The organism is Microbacterium sp. C-MGS6 (genome assembly GCF_058140415.1).
The window spans coordinates 1,037,071-1,052,234 of the sequence record NZ_CM176934.1 but is presented as its reverse complement, the minus strand read 5'-3'; the positions used below and the strand labels follow the sequence as shown (position 1 = coordinate 1,052,234).

15 protein-coding genes are annotated in these 15,164 nt (G+C 72.4%); 8 read left to right on the top strand and 7 right to left on the bottom strand.

Annotation, left to right across the window (positions count from 1 at the left end; translation table 11 throughout):
* Window positions 1-81: 81 nt before the first annotated feature.
* From AC3B5L_RS05085 to dhaK, 6 genes are all read right to left on the bottom strand, one after another.
* The gene (locus tag AC3B5L_RS05085) at window positions 82-690 is read right to left on the bottom strand and encodes a TetR/AcrR family transcriptional regulator (RefSeq protein WP_490096247.1); all 609 of its coding nucleotides are present in this window, start codon (window positions 688-690) and stop codon (window positions 82-84) included.
* A 63-nt stretch (window positions 691-753) separates the two neighbouring features.
* A complete protein-coding gene (gene paaK / locus AC3B5L_RS05080) occupies window positions 754-2,070 on the bottom strand; it encodes a phenylacetate--CoA ligase PaaK (protein WP_187664108.1) in 1,317 nt (438 codons plus the stop codon).
* 35 nt (window positions 2,071-2,105) lie between these two features.
* Window positions 2,106-2,534, bottom strand: coding sequence for a hydroxyphenylacetyl-CoA thioesterase PaaI (paaI, locus tag AC3B5L_RS05075; RefSeq protein ID WP_490096246.1), 429 nt, complete (start codon window positions 2,532-2,534; stop codon window positions 2,106-2,108).
* 107 nt (window positions 2,535-2,641) lie between these two features.
* A complete protein-coding gene (gene ptsP, locus AC3B5L_RS05070) occupies window positions 2,642-5,197 on the bottom strand; it encodes a phosphoenolpyruvate--protein phosphotransferase (protein WP_259952015.1) in 2,556 nt (851 codons plus the stop codon).
* On the bottom strand, window positions 5,194-5,835 hold the full coding sequence (dhaL, locus tag AC3B5L_RS05065; protein ID WP_259952013.1) for a dihydroxyacetone kinase subunit DhaL: 642 nt from the start codon (window positions 5,833-5,835) through the stop codon (window positions 5,194-5,196). The genes ptsP and dhaL overlap by 4 nt, the downstream gene beginning before the upstream one ends.
* Window positions 5,835-6,827: a dihydroxyacetone kinase subunit DhaK gene (gene dhaK, locus AC3B5L_RS05060; RefSeq protein WP_259952011.1), complete on the bottom strand. Its 993-nt coding sequence runs from the start codon at window positions 6,825-6,827 to the stop codon at window positions 5,835-5,837. The genes dhaL and dhaK overlap by 1 nt, the downstream gene beginning before the upstream one ends.
* A gap of 146 nt (window positions 6,828-6,973) precedes the next feature.
* On the opposite strand from dhaK, the gene AC3B5L_RS05055 reads away from it, so the two are divergent.
* On the top strand, window positions 6,974-7,741 hold the full coding sequence (locus tag AC3B5L_RS05055; RefSeq protein ID WP_259952009.1) for an IclR family transcriptional regulator: 768 nt from the start codon (window positions 6,974-6,976) through the stop codon (window positions 7,739-7,741).
* Between the two features lie 24 nt (window positions 7,742-7,765).
* Here AC3B5L_RS05055 and AC3B5L_RS05050 read toward each other — a convergent pair whose 3' ends face one another.
* On the bottom strand, window positions 7,766-9,892 hold the full coding sequence (locus AC3B5L_RS05050) for a RecQ family ATP-dependent DNA helicase (protein ID WP_259952007.1): 2,127 nt from the start codon (window positions 9,890-9,892) through the stop codon (window positions 7,766-7,768).
* An 88-nt stretch (window positions 9,893-9,980) separates the two neighbouring features.
* On the opposite strand from AC3B5L_RS05050, the gene AC3B5L_RS05045 reads away from it, so the two are divergent.
* The 7 genes from AC3B5L_RS05045 to AC3B5L_RS05015 all read left to right on the top strand — a co-directional run bounded on the left by AC3B5L_RS05045 (window position 9,981) and on the right by AC3B5L_RS05015 (window position 15,133).
* The gene (locus tag AC3B5L_RS05045) at window positions 9,981-10,400 is read left to right on the top strand and encodes a pilus assembly protein CpaE (RefSeq protein ID WP_187663501.1); all 420 of its coding nucleotides are present in this window, start codon (window positions 9,981-9,983) and stop codon (window positions 10,398-10,400) included.
* 84 nt (window positions 10,401-10,484) lie between these two features.
* Window positions 10,485-11,474 (top strand): 1,2-phenylacetyl-CoA epoxidase subunit PaaA, encoded by a 990-nt coding sequence (gene paaA, locus AC3B5L_RS05040; RefSeq protein WP_396654799.1) that lies wholly within the window; start codon window positions 10,485-10,487, stop codon window positions 11,472-11,474.
* Window positions 11,474-11,803, top strand: coding sequence for a 1,2-phenylacetyl-CoA epoxidase subunit PaaB (gene paaB, locus AC3B5L_RS05035; protein ID WP_025103829.1), 330 nt, complete (start codon window positions 11,474-11,476; stop codon window positions 11,801-11,803). Before paaA ends, paaB begins: the two co-directional genes overlap by 1 nt.
* Entirely contained in the window at window positions 11,800-12,690 is an 891-nt protein-coding gene (gene paaC / locus AC3B5L_RS05030; protein WP_396817655.1) for a 1,2-phenylacetyl-CoA epoxidase subunit PaaC, read from the top strand. Before paaB ends, paaC begins: the two co-directional genes overlap by 4 nt.
* The gene (paaD, locus tag AC3B5L_RS05025) at window positions 12,684-13,187 is read left to right on the top strand and encodes a 1,2-phenylacetyl-CoA epoxidase subunit PaaD (RefSeq protein WP_259952005.1); all 504 of its coding nucleotides are present in this window, start codon (window positions 12,684-12,686) and stop codon (window positions 13,185-13,187) included. The genes paaC and paaD overlap by 7 nt, the downstream gene beginning before the upstream one ends.
* Entirely contained in the window at window positions 13,187-14,350 is a 1,164-nt protein-coding gene (gene paaE / locus AC3B5L_RS05020; protein ID WP_259952003.1) for a 1,2-phenylacetyl-CoA epoxidase subunit PaaE, read from the top strand. Before paaD ends, paaE begins: the two co-directional genes overlap by 1 nt.
* A gap of 12 nt (window positions 14,351-14,362) precedes the next feature.
* Window positions 14,363-15,133, top strand: a complete 771-nt coding sequence (locus AC3B5L_RS05015) for an enoyl-CoA hydratase/isomerase family protein (protein ID WP_259952000.1) — start codon at window positions 14,363-14,365, stop codon at window positions 15,131-15,133.
* Window positions 15,134-15,164 lie beyond the last annotated feature (31 nt).

The following is a 15,164-nucleotide window of genomic DNA, read 5'->3' as shown; positions in this document are numbered from 1 at the left end:
GAGACCCCGGGTTCTCGTCGAGGCCCCGCCCTTCCCACGCGGAGAGGGCGGGGCCTCGGCGCGAAGCCGGGGTCTCGTGGGTCAGGGGTGGCGGAGGCCGTCGAGGGCGATCGCGACGACGTCGTCCGCGAGACGATCGGCGCCCTCGCGACCGCCGGGGCGGTACCACTCGACGATCGAGTTGATCATGCCGAACGTCAGACGGGCGACGACGGCCGCGTCGATGTCGGAGCGCAGAGAGCCCTCGGCCTGCGCCTCCGCGACGAGAGCGGTGATGCGGCGGTCGAACGCCCGCCGCCGGGTGAGGGCACGGCGCTCCACCTCGGTGTTCCCGCGCACGCGCAGCAGCAGCGTCACGGCGGGGAGCTGGTCCACGAGTACATGGACGGCCCCGCGGAGCACGTGCTCCAGGCGGGCGACCGCATCGGCGGCTCCCCCGCTGTCCGGGAGGGGCGCGTCGACCACGGCCTCCAGCCCGCCGAGGGCGCTGTCGAGGGCGCGGTCGAGCATCTCGTCCTTCGACCCGAAATGATGGTAGATCGCCGACTTCGACAGCCCGAGGCGCTCCGCGAGCTTCCCGATCGAGGTCGCGTCGTAGCCGTGCTCGTTGAAGGCGGCCACCGCGACGGCGAGGATCCCCTGCTGGTCGTACCCGGGGCGGCCGCGCCGCGTGGTCTGCATCTCGGACATCCCCCTCAGTCTCGCACCGCCCGCCGCGCTCATCGCGGAGGTCGCCGCCGAGACCCCCGCGTGTCAGCGCAGGTCATACACGCGCTTGTACTTGCCCTCGCTACGCGGCAGTGCCCCCGGCTCCTCCAGCCGCACGGCGACCGACGAGCCGATGAACACCTTGATACGCTGCACCAGCACCTGTGCCGCCGCCTCGCACGTCTCCACGGAGAGGTCGGGGTGACGCTCGATGCGCACGGTGAGGGCGTCCATCCGGCCCTCCTTCGTCAGCTCCAGGATGAAGTGCGGCGTGAGCTGCTCGATCCCGAGCACCAGCTCCTCGATCTGCGTCGGGAAGAGGTTGACGCCGCGCAGGATGATCATGTCGTCGTTGCGTCCGGTGACCTTCTCCATGCGCCGCATCCCCGGCCGCGCCGTGCCAGGGAGCAGACGGGTGATGTCCCGTGTGCGGTACCGGATGACGGGGAACGCCTCCTTGGTGAGCGAGGTGAAGACGAGCTCCCCCCGCTCGCCGTCCGGAAGCGCCTGCAGGGTGTCGCCGTCGATCACCTCCGGCAGGAAGTGGTCCTCCCACAGGTGCGGGCCGTCCTTGGTCTCGAGGCACTCGTTGCCGACGCCCGGCCCCATGACCTCGCTGAGCCCGAAGATGTCGAGGGCGTCGATACCGAGCCGCTGCTCCAGCTCGTGCCGCATCTCGTTGGTCCAGGGCTCCGCGCCGAGCACCGCGACCTTGAGCGAGGTGGACCGCGGGTCGATGCCCTGCGCGGCCATCGCGTCGGCGATCGTGAGCAGGTAGCTCGGCGTGCACAGGATCGCGTCCGGCTCGAAGTCGCGGATGAGCTGCACCTGGCGCGCGGTCTGCCCGCCCGACATGGGGATCACGGTCGCTCCCAGCGCCTCGATCCCGGCATGCGCCCCGAGCCCACCCGTGAAGAGGCCGTAGCCGTAGGCGTTGTGCACCTTCATCCCGCGCCGGATCCCGCTGGCCCGGAGCGAGCGGGCCACGAGCGACCCCCAGCGGTCGAGGTCGCCACGCGTGTAGCCGACGACGGTCGGGCGCCCCGTGGTGCCGCTGGACGCGTGGATGCGGGCGACGTCTGCCATCGGCACCGCGAACATCCCGAACGGGTACGTCTCGCGCAGGTCGTCCTTGGTGGTGAAGGGCAGCCGGTGCACGTCGTCGAGCGTGCGGATGTCGTCGGGGTGCACGCCCGCCTCATCGAACTTCCGCGTGTAGAGCGGAACGTTGCGGTAGGCGTGCTGCACGGTCCACCGCAGGCGCTCGAGCTGGAGCTGCTCGATCTCGGCGCGGCTCACCCGCTCCTCGGGGTCGAGCTCATCGGCCGTGGGCGGGCGGAGGGCGGAGGCGGGGGCGGTCATCGTCGACACGGGGACTCCTCGGGACGGGGGCGGGGTCAGAAGGTGCGGGAAGTCGTGCGGGAGCGGCCGCGGAACTCGGCGACCGCGTCGCCGTGCTCGTCCACGACCGTCACGTCGTAGAGGCCGGAGCGACCGCTACGGGTGCGGCGGACGGCGGTCGCGGTGAGGGTCTGCCCCGCGACGGTGGGCTTGAGGAACGAGATGTCGGCACCGGCGGCGACGGTCACCCGATCGTCCTCGTTGCACGCGATCGCGAAGGCGGTGTCGGCGAGCGCGAACACGAGCCCGCCGTGGGTGATCCGGAAGCCGTTGGTCATGTCGTCACGGACGCGCATGGATACGACCGCGTGCCCGGGGTCGTCACGCTCCACGACCAGACCGAGCATCGCCGAGGCCCGGTCTCGTGCCATCATGGCCCGATTCGGCCGGACGGCCTCCGCCGTCTCCGTCGTCGTCTCCGTCATCGCCGACCTCCTCGTCGCGCTCGGGCGGGACGACCTCGTCCCGCCCGCCCATACTAACTGAACGATCGGTCAGTAACGCAAGGAGCTGGACGCAGGAGCCGTGCGGCTCAGCCGGCGCCGCCTCCGCCGAGCACGAGAGCTGCTGCCTGCCGCGCCTCCGCAGCGGTCGCCGCGCGGCTCGCCCCCTCCGCCGCCCGCCGGCACTCGTCCGGGCCCACCGCGTCGAGCGCTGCCGCCACCCGCCCGAGCGCGCGAGGCGTCATCGACAGCGAGGTCGCGCCGAGCCCGACGAGTACCGGAGCGAGCGCGGGATCACCGGCCGCCTCCCCGCAGATCCCGACCGGCTTGCCCGCCGCTCGCCCCGCCGCCCCGACCGTCCCGATCAGCCGCAGCACCGCCGGCTGCCAGGGGTCGTTGAGATCGGCGAGCGCGCTGGACAGCCGGTCGGCGGCCAGAGTGTACTGCGCGAGATCGTTGGTCCCCAGGCTCACGAAGTCCACGACCTCGAACAGCTCGGCAGCCAGCAGCGCCGCCGCCGGGGTCTCGATCATGATCCCCGCTCTGTCCAGCCCCGCGGCACGACACCGCGCGGCGAAGTCCGCCGCCTCGTCGACCGTGGCGACCATCGGCGCCATGACCTCCACGTCCGCGGATTCCGCGTCGGCAGCCCTGGCGAGCGCGCGGAGCTGGTCGTCGAGCAGCGCTGGCCGGCGACGGGAGAGACGCAGGCCCCGGACGCCGAGCGCCGGGTTGTCCTCGTCGTCGTCGTTCGCGAACGGCAGGGGCTTGTCGCTCCCCGCATCCAGCGTGCGCACGACCACCTTGCGTCCGGGGAACGCGCGAAGGACCCCGCGGTACGCCTCCACCTGCTCCTCGATGCTCGGCGCTTCGGTCCGGTCGAGGAAGCAGAACTCGGTGCGGAACAGTCCGACCCCCTCGGCGTGCGCCGCCGCGGCGCTCCCGGCATCCGATGCCCCTCCGACGTTGGCCAGGAGCGGCACGCGGGTCCCGTCGGCGAGACGGCCCCGTCCATCGAAGGTGACGACGACCGCCGCGGCCCGTGCCTCGGCGATCTCCGCCTCGTCCGGGTCGACGTGGATGGTGCCGTGGTCGCCGTCGACGAGGAGCATGGCATCCTCGGGGATCCCCGTCGCTCCGGCCACCCCGACCACGGCGGGCAGTCCCAGCGCGCGCGCGATGATCGCCGTGTGCGAGGTCGGCCCGCCGTCCGCTGTCACGAGGGCGACGCAGCTGCCCCCTTCCAGCGCCGCGGTGTCGGCAGGAGCCAGGTCGGTCGCGACGAGCACGAACGGCTCGTCGCGCTCGGGGACCCCTGGCATGTCCACCCGGAGGATCTCGGCGATCATGCGGTCGCGAACGTCACGGATGTCGGCGGCGCGTTCCGCCATCCTCCCGCCGAGAGCCGTGAGCGCCGCTTCGTGCGCCGCGGAGGTCTCCCAGACCGCTCGCGCCGCCGTCCGCCCCTGTGCGCGCACGAGGGCGGTGGCTTCGGCCACCAGCTCAGGATCCGAGGCGAGGAGCCGTGACGCGTCCAGGATCGCCCGCGCCTCTCCGCGCGCCCGCTCGGCGCGCGATCGCAGCTGATCGGCGACGGCGACCGCCGCCCATTCGATCGTGGAGACCTCGGCCTCCCGACCCTCCGGCGGGACGACGGTCTCGGCATCCGGTTCCGGGAGTGCCGGTGCGAGGGACACCGCCCTCGCGGCCACACGTCCGGGACTGACCCCACGGCCCTGCAGCACGGTCCCGGAGACGATCTCCGGCGGCGGCGCGGACGCGTGGTCGGCCCCGGTTCCCGTCTGAGCGTCCCCGACCGTGCCGGGCGCGGGCGCGGGTGCGGTTCCCGGGCTGCCGGCGGCGCCCTCGTCCGTCTCGACGCCCTCGCCGAACCCTCCCTGGAAGAGCGAGACCAGGCGGTCGATCGCCGCCTCGGCGTCCGCTCCCCGACCGGTGAGCTCGATCTCGGTCCCCGGACGCGCCCCGAGCGCGAGCAGCCGGGTCAGGCTTCCGGCCGCGGCTTCCTGGCCGTCCGGCAGCCGTCGCAGACGCACGTCCGCACCCGCCGCCGACTCCGCGATCAGCGCGGCGGGGCGGGCATGGATGCCGAGAGGGTTGCGCACGCGCACACGACGCGTCACGGTCTCCCCGGCCACGTCGGGCGAGGCGGAGGCGTCCCCCGCCGACACCGGCGCGGAGTCCACTGCCGCCGTGCCTTCCGCGTCCGGCGGGAGGAGCTGGCCGGTCTTCGCCGCGAGGGCGGACGAGGCTTCGTCGGCGATCGCGTCGAGGTCGCCGCCTGCCGCCGCAGCCACGACCGCCGCGAGGAGCCCCTCGACGAACGGTGCCGGAGCCAGCCGCACCGGCACGTCGCTGCTGCGCAGTTCGAGCGCGAGTTCGGCGCTCAGCACGGCCGACCCGAGATCCATCAGCACGAGCACGCCGTCGACGTCGGGGGCGAGCTCGTCGATCGCCGCCGACACCGCGACGGCGTCCGTCCCGAGGATCGGCGCACCCTCCGCGTCCACACCCGCACCGGCCGCCACACGGACCTGCACGCCGCCGCCCGGCACCATCTGCAGGGCGAGTTCGAGCGCCGCCTCCCCGAGCCGGGCGCTGTGGGAGACGGCGACGATCCCGATCATCCGGCGTCCGCGAGGGCCGCGGCGAGCGTCTCGAACAGGAGCGCCGTCGAGGCGGCTCCCGGGTCGAGATGTCCGGCGCTGCGTTCACCGAGGTAGCTCGCTCTGCCCTTCCGGGCGACGAGGGGCACCGTGGCGTCACGACCGGCGGCCGCGGCGTCCGCAGCCGCCCTGGCCGCCGCCGCGGTATCCGCTCCGCCGGCGAGGGCGGCATCGAAAGCGTCGACCGCGGGGGCCATCGCATCGAACATCGTCTTGTCGCCGGCCTCGGGCTTGCCCCGCGCGACGATGCCCTCGAGCCCCGCCCGCAGTGCCGCGGCGAGCGCCGGTCCGTCCAATGTCGTCACCGCACCGGCCGACATCCCCATGCGCAGGAAGAAGGTGCCGTAGAGGGGGCCACTCGCACCGCCCACCGAGCTCACCAGGGTCATGCCGACGGACTTGAGGAGTTCGTCGATCGTCGCGGGCGTCGTCGCCGCGAGCTTCTCCCCGACCGCCGTGAAGCCCCGCGCCATGTTCGCGCCGTGGTCGGCGTCCCCGATCGCGGAGTCCAGTTCCGTGAGCCAGTCGCGCTGCGCGGTGACGGCCTCGCGGTAGCGGGAGATCCAGTCGACGAGGACGTCGGTGCCGACGGCCGCCATCACGCGCCCCACCGCAGGCCGGGGGTGTTCACCGGGGCGTCCCACAGCCGCAGCAGCTCGTCGTCGGCCTTCAGCACCGTGACGGAGCACCCGGCCATGTCGAGGGAGGTGATGTAGTTGCCCACCAGGTTCCGCGCGATCTGCACGCCGGACTTCTCCAGGATCGCGGCGACCTCGCCGTACATGAGGTAGAGCTCGATCAGGGGCGTGGCGCCCATGCCGTTGAGCATCACGATCGCGGGTCCGGTGGCGTCGAGGTCGCCGAGGATCGGCTCGACGAGCTGCCGGGCGATCTCCGACGCCGGCGCGAGCGGCTCACGATGCCGTCCCGGCTCGCCGTGGATGCCGATGCCGATCTCCATCTGATCGTCGGGGAGGTCGAAGGTGGGCTTCCCGGCGGCGGGCACCGTGCAGCTCGTGAGGGCCATGCCCATCGAGCGCCCCTGCCCGTTGATGCGCTTCGCGAGGTCGACGACCGCCGCGAGGTCGCGGCCCTCCTCCGCCGCGGCCCCTACGAGCTTCTCCAGCAGGACGGTGAGGCCGACGCCGCGACGGCCGGCGGTGTAGAGCGAGTCCTGCACGGCCACGTCGTCGTCCACGACGACCGTGCCGACCTCGATCCCCTCCATCGCCGCGAGCTCGGCGGCCATCTCGAAGTTGAGCACGTCGCCCGTGTAGTTCTTGACGATGTGCAGCACGCCGGCGCCGCGGTCGACCGCCTGGGTCGCCACCTGCACGCGGTCGGGGGTGGGCGAGGTGAAGACCTCGCCGGCGACGGCCGCGTCGAGCATGCCGGTGCCGACGTAGCCGCCGTGCAGCGGTTCGTGGCCGGATCCCCCTCCGGAGACGACGGCCACCTTGCCCTGTTCCTTCGGTGTAGCCCGGGTGATGACGTGGTTCTCCAGGTCGACCGAGAGTTCGGGGTGCGCGGCGGCGACGCCCTTCAGGGACTCGACGAGGACGTCCTCCGGGGCGTTGATGAGCTTCTTCATCCTGCGATCTCCTTTGATGCGGCGTGAGTCTCGAGCAAAAATCCGAAAAGGATTCGTCAATGTCGAATATGCTCGGAGCCTGCCGGGTTGTCAAGATCGATCCGGCGACCGGAAACCCGGCTCGACGACGACCGGAAGGAGGACGCATGATCCAGGCGATCGACCGCGCGGCGAAGATCCTCGACCTGCTCCAGGGCGCCCGCCACCTCGGTATCACCGATCTCGCCGCGGCCCTGAGCCTTCCGCCGTCGACCGTGCACGGGCTGGTGAAGTCGCTGCGCGCGCACGGCCTCGTCGCGAAGGAGCGCGGCGGACAGCGCTACATGCTCGGCCCTACCCTCCTGCGGCTGAGCAACGTGTACCTCGACACACTGGATGTGCGAGCGCGGGCGATGCGCTGGACGCAGGAACTGGCCCGGCGCACCGAGCTGTCCGTGCGCCTCGGCGCGCCGCACCTCACGGACGTCCTCGTTATCCACCACAACCTCCGGCCCGACGACAGCCCGCAGATGCTGGAGACGGGGATGGCCGTCCCCGCGCATGCCTCCGCCATGGGGAAGGTGCTCCTCGCCTACGACCAGGGCTTCCAGCAGAGCGTGTTCGCGGAGCCCCTGCGCAGCCTCACCGGCGACACCATGACTGACGTCGCCCGACTGACCCTCGAGCTGCCGGGGATCGCGGAGCGCGGGACGGCGGCCGAGACGGACGAAGCCGTGCTCGGCGAATCCTCCCTCGCCGCCCCGATCGCCGACGCCTCGAACACGATCGTCGCCGCCGTCGCCGTCGTGCTGCCGACGTCGGAGGCACCCGCATCCGACGCGACCATGCACGCGCTGCGGGACACGGCACGGAACATCTCCCGCGAACTCGGCGCGACGACCTGGCCGCCACCCGTGGCCCCCGCCGAGGACTGACGGCGTCGGTTCGGGGACCGGTGCTCAGCCGCGCAGGCCGAGCGCGAACGGCAGCACGGCCGTGGCTCCGGCCTGCCGCACCGCGCGCGCCGCGACCGTCAGGGTCCAGCGACTGTCGATGAGGTCGTCGACGAGCAGCACCGGACCGGCGGGGACCTCGAGATGCGCCGCGTCGAACCGATCCCACACCCCCGCGAGCCGGAACACGCTGTTCCCGCCCGCCTGCCCCGAGGGACCCCCGTTCCGCCACTCCAGCGCGCCGAGGTACGGCAGCCGCCCGATCTCCGAGAGCCCGCGGGCGAGGGAGTCGACGAGCTGCGGATGCGAGCGCGACGGCATCGCGACCACAGCCATCGGCCGCTCCGCCCAGTCCCACCCGGCCAGCACGCGCACGCAGGCCTGCAGCAGCGCCGGGCTGATCGGCGCGTCCGCGGCACCCGCGGCGAAGATCTCGCGCAGCGCGCCGCCCCAGCCGAGGTCGGTGAGCCGGGCGAGGGCGCGTCCCTCGTCGGCCTGCTCCCCCGCGGGGATGCGACCGCGCACCGGCACGCCCAGACGGTCGGCGCCGGTCGGCCACGCGCGGCGAGGCTCGACCGGCACACCGACCCGGTCCAGGGACTCCGTCGCCTGTGCACTCGCCGTCTGCGCGATCTCCGCCGCGAACCACACGCCCGCGCAGTTGTCGCACCGACCGCAGGGAGCCGCGGTGTCGTCGTCGAGCGCCCGCTGCAGGAAGGCCATGCGACAGCCGTCCGTGCGCTCGTACTCCAGCATGTGCTCCTGCTCCGCGACCCGTTCGGCGGCGATGCGCTCGTAGCGCTCGGCGTCGTACGTCCACGGCTGTCCCGTCGCGACCCAGCCGCCCTGCACACGGCGCACGGCACCGTCCACGTCGAGCACCTTCAGCAGCAGCTCGAGGGGCGTACGACGGATGTCGACGACGGCCTCCAGCGCCGGCGTGGAGATCGGGCTGTCGCCGAGCGCCGCGATGACCCGTTCCGCGCGCTCCCGATCGGGCATCGACGCGGTCGCGAAGTAGTGCCAGATCTCACGGTCCTCGACACCGGGGAGCAGGAGCACGTCCGCGCTCTCGCTGGCACGCCCGGCTCGTCCGACCTGCTGGTAGTACGCGACGGGCGAGGACGGGGCACCGAGATGCACGACGAACCCGAGGTCCGGCTTGTCGAACCCCATGCCGAGGGCGCTGGTCGCGACGAGCGCCTTCACCTCGTTCCGCTTGAGCATGCCCTCCGACTCGGCGCGCTCCTCGGGATCGGTCTGGCCGGTGTAGGCGCGCACGTCGTGGCCGTGGTCGCGCAGGAATCGGGCGGTGTCGACCGCCGCCGCCACCGTCAGCGTGTAGATGATCCCGCTGCCGGGGAGGTCGTCGAGGTGACTGAGCAGCCAGGCCAGGCGGCTCGCCGAGTCCCTGAGGCGGAGCACGCCGAGCCGCAGCGAGGTGCGGGCGAGCGGCCCCCGGATCGTGAGCACGGGCACCGCCTCCGCTCCGCTCGCGCCACCCGGCAGCGCCCCGAGCTGCTCCGCGACGTCGGCCACCACGCGACTGTTGGCCGTCGCGGTCGTCGCCAGCACCGGCACGTCCGCCGGCATCTGCGCGATGAGATCGCGGAGCCGGCGGTAGTCCGGACGGAAGTCGTGCCCCCAGTCGCTGATGCAGTGCGCCTCGTCGACGACGAGCATGCCGAGCCGCGCCACCAGCGTCGGCAGCTGCTCCTCGCGGAAGGCCGGGTTGTTCAGCCGCTCCGGGGAGACGAGCAGCACGTCGACCTCGTCCCGAGCGAGGCTGCCCTGCACCTCCGCCCATTCGTGCGCGTTCGTCGAGTTGATGGCGACCGCGCGCACCCCCGCGCGCTCGGCCGCGGCGATCTGGTCGCGCATGAGCGCCAGGAGCGGGGAGACGAGCACGGTGGGGCCGGTGCCCTGCCGGCGGCGCAGGAGGGTCGCGACGAAGTACACCGCCGACTTCCCCCACCCGGTGCGCTGCACGACCAGCGCGCGGCGACGCCCCTCCACCAGCGCCTCGATCGCCTCGAACTGGCCGTCGTGGAAGTCGACGTCGGGGCGGCCGACGAGTTCGCCGAGGGCGGCGCGGGCAGCCTCGCGGAGGGGCACGGCAGTCGTGGAGGTCATGCCTCCACTCTGCCGCAGGCCTCTGACAGGACTCTGCCCGTCGCCCACGCTCGGTGGACGACCGGCGCGGAACCCGTAGCGTGGAGGAATGATCACCCGCGAACTCGCCGTCGCGCTCCGCGATGCCGGCCTGACCTGGAAGCCCGCGGAGGGTGACCGGTTCCAGCTCGACCTCCCGGACGAGGTGGAGCTGGAGGCGGAGGCCGACGTCTTCACGGTGAGCGCGATGACCATCGAGGCGCGGCAGACGCCGGCCGGCACGGATCTCGCCTTCAACGGCACGACGGAGTGGGCGCTCGACGCCGTGACCCTCGCCGATGCGGTGTGGCTGCCGCGCGAGGACCAGCTGCGGGACCTGCTCCGCGGGACGTTCCGTGCCCTCATCCGCCTCCCCGACACGTTCCGCGTCGAGATCGAGCTCGCCGGGACTCCCCTGCTGTTCGAGCACCCGGACCCGGCGGAGGCCTACGGCCGCGCCCTGCTGGCGCTGATCTCGCGCTCCCGCTGACACGTCCTGTTGAATCGGGCCGTCGCGTGTGTCAGAATTACCTAACGATCGGTCAGTAAAGAAGGACCGGACCCCGAGGAGTCGATGATGACCAGTCCCGCAGACCTGTCCCTCGTGGACGGCGAGACCTCCGACGAGGAACGCCTGTTCGACGAGCTGATCGCGAACGAGCAGCGCATCGAGCCCCGCGACTGGATGCCCGAGGCCTATCGCAAGACCCTCATCCGGCAGATCTCCCAGCACGCCCATTCCGAGATCATCGGCATGCAGCCCGAGGGCAACTGGATCACGCGCGCCCCGAGCCTCAAGCGGAAGGCGATCCTCATGGCGAAGGTGCAGGACGAGGCCGGTCACGGGCTCTACCTCTACTCCGCCGCGCAGACCCTCGGCATCACCCGTGACGAGATGATGGACCAGCTCATCTCCGGAAAGGCGAAGTACTCGTCGATCTTCAACTACCCCACCCCGACCTGGGCCGACATGGGCGCGATCGGCTGGCTCGTCGACGGCGCCGCGATCTGCAACCAGGTGCCGCTGTGCCGCGCCTCCTACGGCCCCTACGGCCGCGCGATGGTGCGCATCTGCAAGGAGGAGTCGTTCCACCAGCGCCAGGGGTTCGAGATCCTCCTCTCGCTCATGCGCGGTACGGACGAGCAGCGGCAGATGGCGCAGGACGCGGTCGACCGCTGGTACTGGCCGAGCCTGGCGATGTTCGGGCCGCCCGACGACCAGTCCCCCAACTCCGCCCAGTCGATGGCGTGGAAGATCAAGCGCTTCTCCAACGACGAGCTGCGTCAGCGGTTCGTGAGCATGCTCGTGCCCCAGGCCGAGATCCTCGGCGTCACCCTCCCCGATCCCGACCTGCGGTTCGACGAGGAGACCGGTCGCTACGAGATGGGTGAGATCGACTGGGACGAGTTCTTCCAGGTGCTGCGCGGCAACGGCCCGTGCAACGCCGAGCGTCTGGAGCGCCGCCGCACGGCGCACGACGAGGGCGCGTGGGTGCGGGAGGCCGCCGCGGAGTACGCCCGCAAGCAGCGTTCCCGCCTGACCCCTGAAGGGGCGGTGGCGTGATGGCGACCCCCGGGGCCGACCCTTCGACGAGCTCAGGGACCCAGGGACGGGAGGTCTGGCCGCTGTGGGAGATCTTCGTGCGGGCGAACCGCGGGCTGAGCCACGTGCACGTCGGCTCGCTGCACGCCCCCGATGCTGACATGGCCATCCGCAACGCCCGCGACCTCTACACCCGCCGGGGCGAGGGCGTGTCGATCTGGGCGGTCCCCGCCGAGGCGATCACCACGAGCGACCCCGACGCCAAGGGCGCGTACTTCGAGAGTCCCGCGGGTAAGAACTACCGGCACGCGGTGTACTACACCGCGTCCGAGGGGGTGCCGCACCTGTGACCCTTCGACACGCTCAGGGACCCAGCTCCGCTCAGGGACCCCGCTCCGCTCAGCAAGCCGGCGACGTCCACGGGGATGCGCACGGGGACGTCTCCGTCGACGAGTTGCGGCTCAGCGAGGAGCTCGCGGGCGCCGGCACGACCGCGGCGAGCGCCGACATCGCCGAGTACGCCCTGTGGCTCGGCGACGACGCCCTCATCCTGTCGCAGCAACTCGGCGCCTGGATCTCCCGGGCCCCCGAGCTGGAGGAGGACGTCGCGCTCGGGAACATCGCGCTCGACCTGCTCGGCCACGCCCGCTCCTTCCTGCACTTCGCGGGGACGTGGGACGGCCGTTCCGAGGACGACCTCGCCTACTTCCGCGACGAGCCGGAGTTCCGCAGCGCCTGGATCATGGAGCAGCCGAACGGCGACTTCGCGCAGACCATCGCCCGCCAGCTCGTCGCGTCCGTCTACCTCGTCGAGCTGTACGCCGCGCTCCGTGCGAGCTCCGAGCCCACCTTCGCCGCGATCGCGGAGAAGGCGCTGAAGGAGGTCGACTACCACCGCGACCACGCCGTGCAGTGGGTGCTGCGCCTGGCGGGCGGGACGGAGGAGTCGCGGCGCCGCATGATCCGTGCCCTCGCGGATGTGTGGCCGTACGTCGACGAGCTGTTCCGCGATGAACCGCTGATCGACCGGCTGGGCGACGCCGCCGTGCGACCGTCGACGCTCCGCGCGCCGTTCGACGCGGTCATCGCCACCGTGTTCGCCGAGGCCGAGCTCGCGGTGCCGCCGGTGGCGGCGTCGTCCGCGGGCGGCCGGAACGGCGCCCACGCGACCCCCTTCGGTCACCTCCTCGCCGAGATGCAGGTGCTGGCGCGACGGCATCCGGGGGCGTCATGGTGACCCGGACCACCGCCGATGTCGAGGCTCAGGCCTGGCGGATCGCCGCCGCCGTGCCGGACCCGGAGGTGCCGGTGCTCACGATCGAGGACCTCGGCGTGCTGCGGGCGGTCGAGCTCCGCGGCGAGCGCGTGGTCGTCGACATCACGCCGACCTACAGCGGGTGCCCGGCCATGGACACGATCCGCGACGACGTCGTGCTCGCGCTGACGGCCGCCGGCTTCGCGGACGTCGAGGTGCGACTCGTGCTCTCCCCCGCGTGGACGACGGACTGGATGAGCGACGCGGGGAAGCAGAAGCTCCGGGAGTACGGGATCGCGCCGCCCAGTGGCCGCGCGGCGATGCCCGCAGGTCCGATCCGGCTCGCCCTCAGCGTGCGCTGCCCCCGGTGCGGCTCGCTCGACACCCGGGAGGTCTCCCGCTTCGGGTCGACCTCGTGCAAGGCACTGTACGAGTGCCGGGCCTGCCTGGAACCCTTCGATCACTTCAAGGTGCACTGATGTCGCTGTTCTCCCCGGCCCCGGCGACGACGCCGTCGGCCGCTCCCGCCACTCCGAACCGCACACGGAGCCGTGCCCGGTTCCACACGCTCGAGGTCGAGGACGTCCGGCCGCTCACCGAGGACTCCGTCGAGGTGACCTTCACGGTGCCCGCGGAGCTCGCCGACGACTACGACCATCTCCCCGGGCAATACGTGGCGCTGCGCACGACGCTGGACGGCGTGGAGGTGCGGCGTTCGTACTCGCTGTGCCGGGCGCCCGAGCATCGCACCGACGGGGCACCCACCCGCCTGAGCGTCGCCGTGAAGCGCGACGAGGGCGGGACGTTCTCCACCTGGGCCCAGACCGGCCTGCACCCGGGCTTCCGCATCGACGTCATGAGCCCCCAGGGCACCTTCACCTCCGGCCTCGACGATCTGGACGAGAAGCACGTCGTCGGGATCGCGGCCGGCTCCGGGATCACGCCGCTGATGGCCCTCGCGCACACCGTGCTCTCCCGCTCGCAGACCTCGCGGTTCACGCTCCTGTACACGAACCGCTCGACGCTGGACGTGATGTTCCTGGAGGACCTCGCCGACCTCAAGGACCGCTACCCGACACGGCTCACGCTGCACCACGTGCTGTCCCGCGAGCAGCGGACCGCGCCGGTGCTGTCCGGCCGCATCGACGAGACCAAGCTGCGGACGATCCTCGACGCGCTGATCGATCCGGCCGACGTGGACGAGTGGTTCCTGTGCGGACCGCTCGCACTCGTCGACCTGTGCCGGGAGGTGCTGGCCGACGTGGGCGTGCCCCGCGAGCACGTGCGCTTCGAGCTGTTCACGACCGGCGACGAGCCGGTGCGGGCCGCCCGACCGGTCACGGTGCGCTCGGGCGAGAAGACCGTGCGGATCGAGGTGAACCTCGACGGCGTCTCGTCGACGGTGGAGAGCCCCGTCGCAGCGCGCGAGTCGGTGCTGAACGCCGCACTGCGGGTGCGGCCGGACGCCCCGTTCGCGTGCGCGGGTGGCGTCTGCGGCACCTGTCGGGCGCGCGTGCTGGAGGGCAGCGTCACGATGACCGAGAACTACGCCTTGGAGCCCGACGAGCTGGAGCGCGGCTACGTGCTCACCTGCCAGTCCCACCCGACCAGCGACCGCGTGGTCGTGGACTACGACGTCTGACCCGGAGACCCCATGATCGATCTCGCCATCGCCGACGACGTCGCCACCGTGGTGCTCGACGCCCCCGCGAAGCTCAACGCCCTGGACGAGGCCGCCCTCGCGGAGCTCGACGCCGCGTACCGGGAGGCCGAGGCCGCCGGGGTGCGGGCGCTGCTGCTCCGCGGTGAAGGGCGGGCGTTCTGCGCCGGGCGGGACATCTCCGCCGTCGATCCGCGCGACGACGATGTGCTCGGCTACCTCGGCGGACGCGTGACGCCTCTGCTGCAGCGGATGTCCCGCTTCCCGGCGCCGACCTTCGCCGTCGCCCACGGCGCCTGCCTCGGCGTGGGACTCGGCCTGCTCATCGCGACGGACGTCGTGTACGTCGCCGAGTCCGCGAAGATCGGCTCCCCATTCGCGGCGCTCGGCGCGACCCTCGACTCCGGCGGGCACGCGCTGTTCCTCGACCGGCTCGGCCCGCACAAGACGCTCGACCTCATCTACACCGGCCGGCTCATGAGCGGCACGGAAGCCGTCCGCTCGGGGCTCTTCTCCCAGGTGCTCCCGGACGACGAGGTGCGGGCCGCCGCGACGGCCGCTGCGGGGAAGGCCGCCCACGGCGCCACGGCCGCCTTCCGGGCGAGCAAGGAGCTCGTCGCCCGCATCCGCGACGAACGCCTCACCCTGTGGGAGTCCATCGACGTCGAGAACGCGGCGCAGGCCGCCCTGTGCGACACCGAGGACTACCGCGAGGGCTTCGCCGCGTTCCAGGAGAAGCGGAAGCCGGAGTTCCACGGGCGCTGACGCCACGGCCCGGTCGTCGCTGTCAACCGTC